General features: G+C 66.2%; 14 protein-coding genes. 10 read left to right on the top strand and 4 right to left on the bottom strand.

Annotation, left to right across the window (positions count from 1 at the left end):
• Positions 1–298: 298 nt before the first annotated feature.
• Entirely contained in the window at positions 299–835 is a 537-nt protein-coding gene (locus PKE80_RS07180) for a DUF1697 domain-containing protein (protein WP_271181909.1), read from the top strand.
• A gap of 49 nt (positions 836–884) precedes the next feature.
• On the opposite strand, the gene PKE80_RS07175 is transcribed toward PKE80_RS07180, so the two are convergent.
• The gene (locus PKE80_RS07175; protein ID WP_271181908.1) at positions 885–1232 is read right to left on the bottom strand and encodes an RcnB family protein; all 348 of its coding nucleotides are present in this window, start codon (positions 1230–1232) and stop codon (positions 885–887) included.
• A gap of 111 nt (positions 1233–1343) precedes the next feature.
• On the opposite strand from PKE80_RS07175, the gene rbfA reads away from it, so the two are divergent.
• Together rbfA and PKE80_RS07165 are read left to right on the top strand one after the other, a co-directional pair.
• Positions 1344–1736, top strand: a complete 393-nt coding sequence (gene rbfA / locus PKE80_RS07170; protein ID WP_271181907.1) for a 30S ribosome-binding factor RbfA — start codon at positions 1344–1346, stop codon at positions 1734–1736.
• 96 nt (positions 1737–1832) lie between these two features.
• Positions 1833–2561 (top strand): alpha/beta fold hydrolase, encoded by a 729-nt coding sequence (locus PKE80_RS07165; protein ID WP_271181906.1) that lies wholly within the window; start codon positions 1833–1835, stop codon positions 2559–2561.
• A gap of 12 nt (positions 2562–2573) precedes the next feature.
• On the opposite strand, the gene PKE80_RS07160 is transcribed toward PKE80_RS07165, so the two are convergent.
• On the bottom strand, positions 2574–4157 hold the full coding sequence (locus tag PKE80_RS07160; protein ID WP_271181905.1) for a DUF1963 domain-containing protein: 1584 nt from the start codon (positions 4155–4157) through the stop codon (positions 2574–2576).
• A gap of 139 nt (positions 4158–4296) precedes the next feature.
• Here PKE80_RS07160 and PKE80_RS07155 point away from each other — a divergent pair, with 139 nt between their 5' ends.
• The 6 genes from PKE80_RS07155 (at position 4297) to PKE80_RS07130 (ending at position 10250) form a co-directional block, all read left to right on the top strand.
• A complete protein-coding gene (locus tag PKE80_RS07155; protein ID WP_271181904.1) occupies positions 4297–4887 on the top strand; it encodes a thymidine kinase in 591 nt (196 codons plus the stop codon).
• Positions 4888–5148: 261 nt separating this feature from the next.
• The gene (locus PKE80_RS07150) at positions 5149–5652 is read left to right on the top strand and encodes a DUF2239 family protein (protein ID WP_036530221.1); all 504 of its coding nucleotides are present in this window, start codon (positions 5149–5151) and stop codon (positions 5650–5652) included.
• Positions 5652–6557, top strand: coding sequence for a tRNA pseudouridine(55) synthase TruB (truB, locus tag PKE80_RS07145; RefSeq protein ID WP_271181903.1), 906 nt, complete (start codon positions 5652–5654; stop codon positions 6555–6557). Before PKE80_RS07150 ends, truB begins: the two co-directional genes overlap by 1 nt.
• Positions 6558–6562: 5 nt before the next feature.
• On the top strand, positions 6563–6832 hold the full coding sequence (gene rpsO, locus PKE80_RS07140) for a 30S ribosomal protein S15 (protein WP_271181902.1): 270 nt from the start codon (positions 6563–6565) through the stop codon (positions 6830–6832).
• Positions 6833–7037: 205 nt separating this feature from the next.
• Positions 7038–9341, top strand: coding sequence for a polyribonucleotide nucleotidyltransferase (gene pnp, locus PKE80_RS07135; RefSeq protein ID WP_271181901.1), 2304 nt, complete (start codon positions 7038–7040; stop codon positions 9339–9341).
• Positions 9342–9539: 198 nt separating this feature from the next.
• Positions 9540–10250 (top strand): SIMPL domain-containing protein, encoded by a 711-nt coding sequence (locus PKE80_RS07130; protein WP_271181900.1) that lies wholly within the window; start codon positions 9540–9542, stop codon positions 10248–10250.
• Positions 10251–10266: 16 nt separating this feature from the next.
• Here the strand turns inward: PKE80_RS07130 and PKE80_RS07125 are convergent, their stop codons facing one another.
• Together PKE80_RS07125 and PKE80_RS07120 are read right to left on the bottom strand one after the other, a co-directional pair.
• Entirely contained in the window at positions 10267–10932 is a 666-nt protein-coding gene (locus PKE80_RS07125) for a peptidylprolyl isomerase (RefSeq protein WP_271181899.1), read from the bottom strand.
• A gap of 29 nt (positions 10933–10961) precedes the next feature.
• Positions 10962–11660 (bottom strand): GcrA family cell cycle regulator, encoded by a 699-nt coding sequence (locus tag PKE80_RS07120; protein ID WP_271181898.1) that lies wholly within the window; start codon positions 11658–11660, stop codon positions 10962–10964.
• 93 nt (positions 11661–11753) lie between these two features.
• Here PKE80_RS07120 and PKE80_RS07115 point away from each other — a divergent pair, with 93 nt between their 5' ends.
• The gene (locus PKE80_RS07115) at positions 11754–12656 is read left to right on the top strand and encodes an ABC transporter permease (protein ID WP_271181897.1); all 903 of its coding nucleotides are present in this window, start codon (positions 11754–11756) and stop codon (positions 12654–12656) included.
• Positions 12657–12759 lie beyond the last annotated feature (103 nt).

The raw sequence follows: 12759 nt of genomic DNA, 5'->3' as shown, positions 1-12759 counted from the left end.
GCGCTGGTAACCCTGACGATCAAGCTGATCGAACTGGGCCGCAAGTAGCCGGTAGAGGAGGTCGGCGCTGGAACGCCGACCTCCGATATGGTCAGGCGTTCTTATGGAAAGAGCCCGGATGCTGGAACATCCGGGCTCGGCAGGTTGAATGAACATTCAAACCGTGGTGATGGGCACAAATTACATCGCTCCACGCGCCCTTGCAAGGGCGCGCCTTCCGGGCCTTGCGGAACTTTAACCGGGTGCATCAATCGTGGTAGGCGAGGTCGGCCTTCATCAATCTTCGGAAACATTCAAGATGACCCGCTACTGCGCCTTCTTCGCCTCGATCAACGTGGGCGGTAACCGCCTGACCATGGCGGACTTGCGCTATGCCTTCGAGCGCGAGGAGTTCGAGAACGTCGAAACCGTCGTCGCCAGCGGCAACGTCCTGTTCGATTTCGACGAGCGGCCCACCGATGGCCTGGAAGACCTGTTCGCGCACATGATGCTCGACCGCTTCGACATGAACACCTTCGCCGCCGTGCGCAACGCCGGGGAAGTACGCTCGGCGGTGGAGGACAATCCGTTCACCGGAATCGGACAGGACCATTACGTCCACACCCTGTTCCTGGAACGCGACGCCGATCAGTCGGCATTCGAAAAGCTGGTGGCCGACCATGCCGGGCGCGGGCCGGAGAAGATCGCGATGGGGCCGCGCTGCCTCTACATCGATTACGTGGACGGCGCGGGCCAGTCCAAGCTCACCAATGCCTTCATCGAGCGGCGTCTCGGCTGCCGGGGCACCGCGCGCAACGTGCGCTCGCTCGCGCGGATCGCCGCGAAGATGGCATGAAAATGGCGGGCCGCGCGAGCGGCCCGCCCTCTGATCCCGCCAGTCGGCCTTAGCGGAACTGGCCCGCCAGCACCGAGGCGACGATACCGCTTGTGATGCCCACGAGCAGCATGTCGTTGCCCGAGCGTACGTAGTGGTAGCCGCGCGGCGGCGCCTTTACGTTGCGGTACTTGCGATAGTCGATGACCTGATAGTTGCGCGCATAGCGCCGATCGAACTTCTGGCCCTTGCGGAAGGACTTGTAGGTCGTCTTCTGCGTCACGACGGTCTTGTGCGGGCCGCGATCGTCGCGATTTCCACGATCGTCGTGGTGGGCGGGCTGCGCCATGGCAGGCGCTGCGGCGATGCTGGGGACCAGCAGCGCGGCGCTGAGCAGGGCGGCGGTGAACTTTTTCATGGTGCGACTCCTTTGACGGCACGTTTCATCCGGGATAACGCCAGGAACCGGGCAAGGAGGCGTAACAGTTTGTTGCAAATTGTCGCGCCCGGCCCACATGGACGCATCAAGATGGCAAAAAACCAGACAACTCCCGAACAGCACTCCGTCCGCCTCCTCAAGGTGGGTGAGCAGGTGCGGCACGTCATTTCCGAGATCCTCGCCCGTCAGCAGGTCCACGACGAAACGCTGAGCGCGCATACCGTCTCCGTCACCGAAGTGCGCATGACGCCCGATCTGCGGCAGGCCAGCGTCTTCGTGAAGCCCTTGCTGGGCGAGCACGAGGAGGAAGTGCTCAAGGCGCTGCGAACCAACACCGCCTATTTCCAGCGCGAGGTCGCTCAGCGGCTCAAGCTGAAGTTCGCGGCCAAGATCCAGTTCCGCTCCGACCAGACGTTCGACGAGGCGCGCCGCATCGACGCACTGCTCAACGACCCGCGCGTGAAGCGCGACCTCGAGGGCTGATAGTCCGCACCGCCGGGACGATCACCCGGCGCTGCCTCTTCCTACGCTCACCCGGCCCGCTACCCTGATCGCAATTCGATGATCGGGAGAGCAGGTATGCGCGACATGGTGTTCCTCCATGGCGGCGGACAGGGCGGCTGGGTCTGGGAGGAGACGATCGCGGCGGTCGGGCGTCAGTCTGGCGGGGCAGTGCGCTGCCTTGCGCTGGATGCACCCGGTTGCGGCGCGAAGCGCGGCGTGGATAACGCCGCCTATGCCTTCGCCGACACAACGCGCGAACTGATCGGCGACATCCTCGCCTCCGGGCTGCGCGGGGTCATGCTGGTGGGCCATTCACAGGCAGGCATGACGATCCCGCACATGGCTGACCTTGCGCCCGGCGGCCTCATCGGCAAGCTGGCCTACGTCACCTGTTCGGCGCCCCTGCCGGGCCTGACGACGCTCGATCAGATGGGGCGCGGGCCGCGCGGGTCGAGTGTCGAGGAAGTCGGCTATCCATCCGGGTCCGAAGCCGAGCGCTACGCAACCATGTTCTGCAACGACATGGAGGAGGGCGAGGCGGCAGCCTTCCTCGGAAAGCTCGGCCACGACGGATGGCCGGCGAGCGCCTATGCCTACAGCGAATGGCGCTACGACCACTTGCGCGCGATCCCGGCCTGCTACGTCGTCGCCTTGCGCGACATGGCCTTGCCGGCTTCGTGGCAGGAGCGCTTCGCCGACCGGCTTCATGCGCGCCGACTGCACCGCATCGATGCCGGGCATCAGGTCATGAATACCCGTCCCGAAGCGCTCGCCGAAGTGCTGCTGGCCGAGGCGCGGTCCTGACCGGCCGGCCTGTCAGTCCGTCTCGAACGCCAGCGTCGCTGCCTGCCAGTCTCTGGTAAGCAGGGCCTGGGCGCCGATGCGGAAACGCCAGGCGCCGGTTTCCTCCCATGCCCACTCCATCAGGTCGTCGTAGCCGAGTTGCAGCAGCAGGACTTCGCTGCCGTCGGTTTCGGCGTCGAGCATCCGGTGGTGATGGACGGGCGGCATGCGGTATTCGCGGTTGATCCGTGAGAGCACGGCGTCCGGCACGGCGGCGAGGGTTTCGGGTGGGCCGGACACCATCGTGCGCAGCGAGATCGTCGCGAGGTCGGCAAGCGTGCCGGGCAGGTGCGCCTGCACCACTTCGCCGTACCTCTCGTGCAGCTCGGCGAGGATGTCGCCGACCACCGCGAGTTCGTCTGTGGTCAGGCGCTTCATCGGCTCGCGCCCGGCGATGAACTGGTCGAGCGCGGCGACCATAGCGGGCAGCGCGGCGCATTGGTCCTGAAGCAGCGCGTATTCGCCCTCGATCTGCTCGGCGATCTCCTGCGCATCTTCCAGTGCGTAGGGGATCGCGGCCGCATCGGTGCGCAGGCGGGCGATTTCCGCGTTCTGGCGCGCCATCTCGTCACGGCGGCGGGAAAGCAGGCGCGGCGCCTCGTCGAGCGCCTCGTGCAGGCGGTCGGACAAATGGATCACCGCATGCCACCACAGGGCCTCGACCGGAGCGCCGACGCCCGCCGCGTAGAAGGTATGATCACGCAAGGCCGCGCCGAGGCGGACGGCGAGCGCCGCGTCGCTCTGCGGGCCGGTCGGGTCGAGCGCCACCGGGCTCACCGGCCAGAACGGGAAGAACCAGCGGGTCAGGCGGGTATGGCGGGTGGGGAAGGGCAGCCCTCCCTCGTCATAGGCGGGCGGCAGGTCGGCGGGCGGGTCTGTGAAGTCGTGGATGCCCTCCGGCACGGCGACGACTGCACCCGCGCCGAGGAAGAACGCCAGCGATCCACTGCGCGGCAGCGGCATGTCCGGGCGGGCGGCGGCGAGTTCGGACAAGTCGATCTGCGCCGCGAAGGGCAGCGGCGTCCCCGCTTCGTCGCGCGGCCATTCGGCATTGCCGAGGCGCGGCAGGCCGCCGAGCCAGCTGGCATCGCCGAACCAGTCGCGCCGCCGCTCCCGCTGCTTGCGCACGAGCACGACGGGCGCGGCCGCGACGGTCGGCTGCGGGGGGAGGGCGGGGGCTTCCGGGTCGTCCGCAGGCTCTTCGGTGACAGGCTCCTCGAACGGGAGGGCGTCTTCTTCGGGGCTTTCTTCGTCAACCGGCTCCGGTTCGGCGGTGAGCTTGCGGCGGCGGCGGCCGAATTGCTGCGGTGCGACTTGCGGTTGATACGTCAGTCGTTCCGCAGGTTTGCCGCGCACCGCCAGCGCGGCCAGCACGGCAAGGCCGATCCCGGCCATCAGCAGCGCGAAGACGGCCGCATTGCGCCCCTGCATGCCGATCACGCGCTCGGCGAGCGGATCGAGCGAGGCATACTGCCCGCCCAGCGGCGCGAGCGCCAGCCAGGCAGCAAGGAGCGCGGGCAGCGCAAAGGCCGCCAGCGCGGCGATCAGTTTCTTCATGCGCCCGGCTTCTTCATGACCACGGCCTCATCCGGCACTCCCTTGGACTTCGATCTTGATTGTTAAGGGCAATTGACCCGGGGAGAAGCCCGGGAAAGACCGTGCGCCGCATTCGGGGCGGTGTTATCCCCAGCAACCGATGGCCAAGCTCTATTTCTACTACGCCAGCATGAACGCGGGCAAATCGACGACGCTGTTGCAGGCGGCCTTCAACTACCGTGAGCGTGGTATGAAGACGATGCTGTGGACCGCCGCGATAGACGATCGCAGTGCCGATATGGGCGCCGATCACGCGATCGAAAGCCGCATCGGCCTGCATGCCTCGGCGCACCGGTTCGGCCCGTTGACCGACTTGTGCGAACAAGTGCGCGCCGCCCACGCGGTGGAGCCGCTGTCCTGCGTGCTGGTGGACGAAGCGCAGTTCCTCACCGCTGCGCAGGCGTGGCAATGCGCGGACATCGCCGACAAGGTGGGCATTCCGGTCCTCTGCTACGGCCTGCGCACCGATTTTCGCGGCGATCTGTTCCCCGGAGCGGCGATCCTGCTGGGGATCGCGGATTCGCTCATCGAGCTCAAGGCGGTGTGCCACTGTGGGCGCAAGGCGTCGATGAACTTGCGCGTGGATGATGGCGGCCGGGCCGTCAGCGAGGGCGCGCAGACTGAGATCGGCGGCAACGACCGCTACGTGGCGCTGTGTCGCCGCCATTTCAGCGAGGCGCTGGGGCGGTAGGGCTATTCGGACTGCCCATTGCGGACATTGCCTGATCCTCCCTGTCGCGCAGCGATGGGGAGGGGGGACGCCGACGCAGTCGGTGGTGGAGGGGGCAAACCCCTCCGTCAGCCCTGCGGGCTGCCACCTCCCCATTCCTTCGGAACAGGGAGGATAACACGGCCGCTTCCCGTCAAAAGCGTGCCTAGATCAATTTTAATCCGGGTATATTGACAATTTCATCCGGGTTAATGTAGCGGCGCTGTCCGAAAGGAAGTGCCCATGGCCGTCACCGTATTCTACAAGGACGACGTGATCGCGCGCGGACAGCCGGGGGATTTCACCCAGGCGCTACGCGATCTCGGTCCGCTCGCCCGCAGCAGCGATCTGCTCGCCTTCGACGACGATACCGGGCGGCAGGTCGATCTCGACCTGACCGAACCCGCCGCACCGCGTCCGCGCGGGCGGCCTTCGCTCGGCGTGGAGGCGCGCGAGGTCACGTTGCTGCCGCGCCATTGGGAATGGCTGGCCGGCCAGCCCGGCGGCGCCTCGGTCACCTTGCGCAAGCTGGTGGAGGCGGCGATGCGGGCCGGGCGCAGCGAGCGCGAGTGTCTCGACGCCGCCTGCCGCTTCCTCACCGTCATGGCGGGCGACCGTCCGGGCTACGAAGAGGCGATCCGCGCGCTCTATTCGGGGGACCGGGAGAATTTCGACGCCTTGTGCGTGCTCTGGCCCACCCCGATCGCCGATCATGCGCGGTTGCTCGCATGGCCCAAGGAAGCATGATGCCGCACGGATGGATCATTCTCGACAAGCCGCTGGGCCTCGGTTCGACGCAAGCCGTGGCGGCGGTGAAGCGCAATTTGCGCGAGGCCGGGTACGGCAAGAAGGTGAAGGTGGGCCACGGCGGCACGCTCGACCCGCTGGCGACGGGGATTCTCCCGGTGGCGCTGGGCGAGGCGACCAAGCTGGCGGGCCGGATGCTCGATGCCACCAAGGCTTATGAGTTCACCGTGAAGTTCGGCGAGGAAACCGACACGCTCGACCTCGAAGGCGCGGTGATCGCGACCAGCGACGTGCGCCCCTCGCGCGGGGATGTGGAGGCGGTGCTGCCGCGCTTTACCGGGCCGATCGAGCAGGTGCCGCCTGCCTACTCGGCGCTCAAGGTCGATGGCGAACGCGCCTATGACCTTGCCCGGGCCGGGGTGGATGTGCAGCTTAAGACGCGCAGCGTGACCGTGTTCGACCTGCAACTGCTGAATTTCGATCCCGAAGCGGGCGCGACACTGCTGGCCACGGTTTCCAAGGGCACGTATATCCGCAGCCTCGCGCGGGACATTGCGCAGGCGCTGGGAAGTTGCGGCACGGTCACGATGCTGCGCCGGACCAAGGCGGGGCCGTTCGACCTGTCCCACGCGATTTCGCTGGACAAATTGAACGAATTCGGTAAGGGCGCGCCTCTTGAGCAGATACTCTTGCCGCTGGAGGCGGGGCTGGACGACATCCCGGCCATCGACCTCGACCCGGAGCAGGCAAGGGCGGTCCGTCAGGGCCGCGTTCTTACCGGAATGCCCCATGAAGACGGGCTATACTGCGCGTACGAGGGCACCGTCCCCGTCGCTTTGGTACAGCTTACGGACCGCGAGGTCCGCGTCGTTCGGGGGTTCAATCTATCCGATGTCGCGGAGTAAATGAAATGTCGGTTACCGCTGAAAAGAAGCAGGACATCATCACGGACAACGCTCGCGTCGCTGGCGACACGGGCAGCCCGGAAGTCCAGGTCGCGATCCTTACGGAGCGCATCCGCAACCTGACCGAGCACTTCAAGGCTCACCACAAGGATAACCACTCGCGTCGCGGTCTGCTGGCCATGGTCAACAAGCGCCGCTCGCTGCTGGACTATCTGAAGAAGAAGGATGTGGCGCGTTACAACTCGCTCATCCAGAAGCTCGGTCTGCGTAAGTAAGATCAAGCTACGGCCCGCTTCGGCGGGCCGTTTTGCATTTGAAGCATGAGGCGTGGTAAAGCGCGCCAGCAAAATTTCCGGGCAACCTCGCAATTCGGCGCAGGCAGCCCAGGGGCGACGAAAAAGCCCCGCACCGGACCGGGACGGTATCCCCGGCAGTAAGCCCCGCATGGCAATAGGGCCGCGCGGGTCAAGGAAATCGAAAATGTTCGACGTAAAGACCGTAAGCATGGAGTGGGGCGGCAAGACCCTCACCCTCGAAACCGGCCGCATCGCCCGTCAGGCCGACGGCGCCGTCCTCGCAACCTACGGCGAGACCGTGGTGCTCTGCGCCGTGACCGCCGCCAAGTCGGTGAAGGAAGGCCAGGACTTCTTCCCGCTGACCGTCCACTACCAGGAAAAGTATTCGGCCGCAGGCCGCATCCCCGGTGGCTTCTTCAAGCGTGAGCGCGGCGCGACCGAAAAGGAAACGCTGACCAGCCGCCTGATCGACCGTCCGGTCCGCCCGCTGTTCCCCGAGGGCTTCTATAACGAAATCAACGTCATCGCCCAGGTCCTGAGCTATGACGGCGAGACCGAGGCCGACATCGTCGCGATGATCGCCGCTTCGGCCGCGCTGACCATCTCGGGCGTGCCCTTCATGGGCCCGATCGGCGCCGCGCGCGTCGGCTTCGTCGACGGCGAATACACGCTGAACCCGAAGCAGACCGCTGCTCTCACCGACGGCCGCCTCGATCTCGTCGTCGCCGCCACCGGCGACGCCGTGATGATGGTGGAATCGGAAGCCAAGGAGCTGACCGAGGAAGAGATGCTGGGTGCCGTCGTGTTCGCGCATGACGAGATCAAGAAGGTCGTCAACCTCATCATCGACCTGGCGGAAAAGGCCGCCAAGGAGCCCTGGGACATCGACCTGTCGGACAACACTGCCGACATCAAGGCGAAGCTCAAGAAGGCCGTCGGCAAGGACGTCACCGCAGCCTACAAGCTGACCGACAAGTCGGCCCGCTCCAACGCCCTCAACGCCGCGCGCGCCAAGGCCAAGGAAGCGTTCTCGGGTGAAACCCCGCAGCTCCAGATGGTCGCGATCAAGACCATGAAGAAGCTGGAAGCGGACATCGTTCGCGGCGCCATCCTCAAGGACGGCAAGCGCATCGACGGTCGTACGCTGGAGCAGGTCCGCCCGATCGAGGCGATCGTCGGCTTCCTGCCGCGTACCCACGGTTCGGCGCTGTTCACCCGCGGTGAAACGCAGTCGATCTGCACCACCACGCTGGGCACCAAGGACGCCGAGCAGATGATCGACGGCCTCGAAGGCCTGTCGTACTCGTCGTTCATGCTGCACTACAACTTCCCGCCCTACTCGGTCGGTGAAGTGGGCCGCTTCGGCGCGCCGGGCCGCCGCGAAGTCGGCCACGGCAAGCTGGCATGGCGCGCGCTGCACCCGGTGCTGCCCGCCAAGGAAGACTTCCCCTACACGATCCGCGTTCTCTCGGACATCACCGAGTCGAACGGTTCGTCCTCGATGGCCACCGTATGCGGCGGTTCGCTGTCGATGATGGACGCCGGCGTGCCGCTGGTCCGCCCGGTCTCGGGCATTGCCATGGGCCTGATCCTGGAAGGCAAGGATTTCGCGGTCCTGTCCGACATCCTGGGTGACGAAGATCACCTCGGCGACATGGACTTCAAGGTCGCGGGCACCGAAATCGGCATCACCACGATGCAGATGGACATCAAGATCGCGGGCATCACGCGCGAGATCATGGCCAAGGCTCTGGAGCAGGCCAAGGCTGGCCGCGCCCACATCCTGGGCGAGATGACCAAGGCCCTCGGCTCGTCGCGCACCGAACTGTCGGCGCACGCCCCGCGCATCGAGACGATCCAGATCGACAAGTCGAAGATCCGTGACGTCATCGGCACCGGCGGCAAGGTCATCCGCGAGATCGTCGCCGAGACCGGCGCCAAGGTCGACATCGACGACGAAGGCGTCATCAAGATCTCGTCCTCGGACACCGCGCAGATCGAGGCCGCCAAGAAGTGGATCCTCGGCATCGTCGAGGAAGCGGAAGTCGGCAAGGTCTACCAGGGCAAGGTCGTCAACATCGTCGACTTCGGCGCCTTCGTGAACTTCATGGGCGGCAAGGACGGTCTCGTCCACGTTTCCGAAATGAAGAACGAGCGCGTGGAAAAGCCCACCGACGTCGTCAAGGAAGGCCAGGAGGTCTACGTCAAGGTCCTCGAGATCGACCAGCGCGGCAAGGTCCGCCTGTCGATGCGCGTCGTCGATCAGGAAACCGGCGCCGAGCTGGAAGACACCCGTCCGCCCCGCGAACCGCGTGAAGGCGGCGACCGTGGCCCGCGTGGTGGCGGCGATCGCGGCGGTGACCGTCGTGGCCCGCGCCGTGACGGCGGTGGTCGCGGTGGCGATCGCGGTCCCCGTGGTCCGCGCCGTGACGGTGGCGGCGAGGGTGGCAATCCGAACCACATGCCGGCCTTCCTCAAGGAAGACTGATCGGCACACTCCGCTTAGGACGCAAAAAAAGGGTCGCGCGAAAGCGCGGCCCTTTTTGCTTTGTGACCAGCACGAAAGCTGCTTGCGAGCACCGGACCATTCGATAAGCTGATGAACAGGCTATCGAATTTTGCACGGAGACGGGGAATGCGGGTTCTTGCACTAGCGATACTGGCAGCCGCACCGGGTTCCGTGGCCATGGCGCAAGCACAGCAGGCGCCGCAGATCCTCGTCTCGGCCAGCGGCACAGCGAAGACGGCGCCCGACATGGCGACGATCAACTTCACGCTGCGGGGGGAGGGTACGACCTCCGATGAGGCGGCCACCAAGCTGAAGGATCAGGCTGCGGCGATGAGCGCGGCGATCAATGGCCTGCTGCCCAAGGCGGCGGATTTCCGTTCATCCAATTTCTCGCTCGCACAAGTGCGCTCCAAGGAGTGCGATGCCAGCCCCTATGGGCAACAGCGGCTCTCGACCGGGGCCTGCGCGATCATCGGCTACATCGCGACGTTGCCGGTGTCGGTCGATACCTCGCGGCCGAAGGATGCGGGCACGCTGGTGAGCCTGATCGGCCACATGGGCGGCCTAGATGCCTCGCTGCAGCGCTTCTGGCTGCGCGACGACGCCGCTGCCCGCGATCAGGCGATGCAGGCCGCTCTGGCGAACGCACAAGGCAAGGCAAAGCTCATAGCCGAAGGTTCCGGCACCCGTTTGGGGCCAATCCTGCGCGTGCAGGATTCGGACTATCGTGAAATCGCGATGGAGCCGGAAATCGTGCAGGCAGCAGGTTCCCGCGCATCTGCGCCGCCGCCGCCCGCTCCGCCACCGCCGCCCGTGCAGGTCGAACTGGCGCCCCGGCCGATCGAGACCACGGTGCGCCTGATGGTCGCCTATTCGATCGGAAACTGAAGGGCGACCGGAAGGGTCAATTGCCTGCGGGTGGAGCCTTGGTCCGGCGGGCGGTGATGATCTTCACGTCCTGCGCAAGGATCTGCCCTTTCATCACGCCTTCGCCCTTGGTGGCGGAGCGGGGGAGGTTCCAGAGCGCCTTCACTACGTCCATACCCGCCGCGACATGGCCGAAGGCGGCGAAGCCCGCGCCGGGGTCCTTGCCGTCATTGCCGGGGTCGGCGTCGAGCGAGGGCATGTCGGAGAGCAGGATCAGGAAGTCGGCCTGGGCCGAGCCCGGCGCGAAGCGAGCCATCGAGATGGCGCCGGCGACATGCTTGATCCCGGTCTTGCTATTGGGCTCGTGCGCGACCGGGGGCAGCAGGTTGGCGCCGTTGCGCACGCCGCCTTGCAGCAGGCCCTGTTCAGGGTCGTGATCGAGATGCATGGCGCGGTAGAACACGGCGCCATCCATCTTCTTCGTATCGACGTATTTGAGGAAGTTGGCGGTCGTCAGCGGCGCATGGGTCTTGTCGAGCGCGAGGGTGATGACACCCTGCGGCACCGTCAGCGCGACGTAGACGTACTCGGCCGGGACTGGAGCAGGTGCCGCAGCCGGTGCAACCGGCACGGCGTCCTGCGCGAGGGCCGGGGACAGCGCCAGCGGCGCCGCGAGAAGAGCGAGCGCCGCCCGGAGCTTCATCCCCGAACCCATCCGATCAGCGGACCCGATCAGCGAACACGGGGGCCACCGAACGGCAGCGGCGGGGGCGCACGGCGCGCACCGCGCGGCAGCTGGGCCTGATAGGCGCGGCCGCAATGCTCGACGCAGTAGGGGAACCCGGGGTTCACCTTGTCGCCGCAAAAGTGGAAGTCCGGCTCACCGGGGTGGCCCATCGGCCAGCGGCAAATGCGGTCGCTGAGGTCGAGCAGGCTGGTCTTGCCGGCGATTTCCGGGCTCGGCTTCGCGGGTACGAGACGGCGCGGGGGCGCGGGCGGGATCGGCTGCTGCTGATCACCGGGCCCCTGGCGCAGGAAGCCGCCGGGACCGACCGAGACGATGCGCGGCTGCGGCGGCGCGGCCGGAGCATCGACAGCGGGCGCCGACGAGGGCTCTGCACGCTGCACGGGCGGCTGCGGCGCGGGGGCGGCGGCGCGGGCGACCGGTGCTTCGACTCGCGGCGCGGGGGCGGGAGCCGGTTCGGGCGCGGCGGTGACTTCGGGCTTGGGCTTCTTCGGAGCGGGCGCGGGGCGCGCGGGCTTCTCGTTCGCCTTCACCGGGGAAGGGCGCGCCTTGAGGCCGAGGCGATGCGCCTTGCCGATCACCGCATTGCGGCTGACGCCGCCGAGTTCGTCCGCGATCTGGCTGGCGGTGGAACCGCCCTCCCACATCTTGGTCAGCTTCTCGATCCGCTCGTCAGTCCAGCTCATTCCAGTTCCATCACTTCATGCGGGACGAGAGAATCGCCCCTGATTTCCAGGCGCCGCTTGCCTCGGAAGGCATCAGCCGATAGTCGCCGGTGCATGGCCGATCAACCCCATTCGACTGAGCTGCCCGGCACCTCCGGGATCCTGAACCCCGACGGCACCAACGGCAACGCGACTCGCCGTTTTCCGGCAAAGGGAGAACCCCTGATCCACCAGGTGAACTGGGAGGGGCTCAAGACGCTCTATATGAAGGAGGTCAGGCGCTTCTTCAAGGTCCAGACCCAGACGATCTGGGCGCCCGCGATCACCACCATGCTGTTCCTGGTGATATTCACCGTGGCATTGGGGCGCGGCGACCGTCAGGTGCTGGGCGTCAACTTCGCGACCTTCGTGGCGCCGGGGCTGATCGTCATGGGCATGATGCAGAACGCCTTCGCCAATTCCAGCTTCTCGTTCCTGGCGGGCAAGGTGCAGGGCACGATCGTCGATTACCTCATGCCGCCGCTGACCGAGGCGGAGTTGATGGTCGCCATGATCGGCGCGGCCGTCACCCGCGCGGTGCTGGTGGGCCTCGCCCTGACGCTGGCGATGCTGCTGTGGCCGGGCGTGAGCCTGTCGATGGCGCATCCGTGGGCGGTCGTATGGTTCGGCCTTGCGGGATCGGCCTTCCTGGCGCTGTTGGGCCTGCTCTCCTCGGTGTGGGCAGAGAAGTTCGACCATAACGCGGCCGTCACCAACTTCGTCATCGCGCCGCTCTCGCTGCTGTCGGGCACCTTCTACGTGATCGACAACCTGGCGCCCGCTTTCCAGGCGATCAGCCGCGTGAATCCGTTCTTCTACGTGATCTCGGGCTTCCGCTTCGGCTTCCTTGGTCAGAGCGACATCGGCGACACCAACATGGCCGTGCTGCACAGTGCACTGGGCGTCGGTGTGCTGGATGCGGCGCTGGCGACGGTGCTGTTCTTCGTCCTGCGGTCAGGTTGGAAGCTTAAGGGCTGAAAAGGCCCGTTATCCGTAAATATTCACATCGGACGACAGGCTTTCGTTAAGGAAAAGTTATTCGCTCTGGTGCAGGCAGTCGTGTGTGACATCACGATTGGCC

The organism is Novosphingobium resinovorum (genome assembly GCF_027922145.1).
Classification (GTDB): domain Bacteria; phylum Pseudomonadota; class Alphaproteobacteria; order Sphingomonadales; family Sphingomonadaceae; genus Novosphingobium; species Novosphingobium resinovorum.
This window is presented reverse-complemented; position numbering and strand designations above follow the sequence as displayed.

What these genes read in the sequence shown, in the direction of transcription:
- PKE80_RS07180 (WP_271181909.1), top strand. Translation starts at nt 299, where the DNA reads ATGACCCGCTACTGCGCCTTCTTCGCCTCGATCAACGTGGGCGGTAAC.
- PKE80_RS07175 (WP_271181908.1), bottom strand. Translation starts at nt 1,232, where the DNA reads ATGAAAAAGTTCACCGCCGCCCTGCTCAGCGCCGCGCTGCTGGTCCCC.
- rbfA (WP_271181907.1), top strand. Translation starts at nt 1,344, where the DNA reads ATGGCAAAAAACCAGACAACTCCCGAACAGCACTCCGTCCGCCTCCTC.
- PKE80_RS07165 (WP_271181906.1), top strand. Translation starts at nt 1,833, where the DNA reads ATGCGCGACATGGTGTTCCTCCATGGCGGCGGACAGGGCGGCTGGGTC.
- PKE80_RS07160 (WP_271181905.1), bottom strand. Translation starts at nt 4,157, where the DNA reads ATGAAGAAACTGATCGCCGCGCTGGCGGCCTTTGCGCTGCCCGCGCTC.
- PKE80_RS07155 (WP_271181904.1), top strand. Translation starts at nt 4,297, where the DNA reads ATGGCCAAGCTCTATTTCTACTACGCCAGCATGAACGCGGGCAAATCG.
- PKE80_RS07150 (WP_036530221.1), top strand. Translation starts at nt 5,149, where the DNA reads ATGGCCGTCACCGTATTCTACAAGGACGACGTGATCGCGCGCGGACAG.
- truB (WP_271181903.1), top strand. Translation starts at nt 5,652, where the DNA reads ATGCCGCACGGATGGATCATTCTCGACAAGCCGCTGGGCCTCGGTTCG.
- rpsO (WP_271181902.1), top strand. Translation starts at nt 6,563, where the DNA reads ATGTCGGTTACCGCTGAAAAGAAGCAGGACATCATCACGGACAACGCT.
- pnp (WP_271181901.1), top strand. Translation starts at nt 7,038, where the DNA reads ATGTTCGACGTAAAGACCGTAAGCATGGAGTGGGGCGGCAAGACCCTC.
- PKE80_RS07130 (WP_271181900.1), top strand. Translation starts at nt 9,540, where the DNA reads ATGGCGCAAGCACAGCAGGCGCCGCAGATCCTCGTCTCGGCCAGCGGC.
- PKE80_RS07125 (WP_271181899.1), bottom strand. Translation starts at nt 10,932, where the DNA reads ATGAAGCTCCGGGCGGCGCTCGCTCTTCTCGCGGCGCCGCTGGCGCTG.
- PKE80_RS07120 (WP_271181898.1), bottom strand. Translation starts at nt 11,660, where the DNA reads ATGAGCTGGACTGACGAGCGGATCGAGAAGCTGACCAAGATGTGGGAG.
- PKE80_RS07115 (WP_271181897.1), top strand. Translation starts at nt 11,754, where the DNA reads ATGGCCGATCAACCCCATTCGACTGAGCTGCCCGGCACCTCCGGGATC.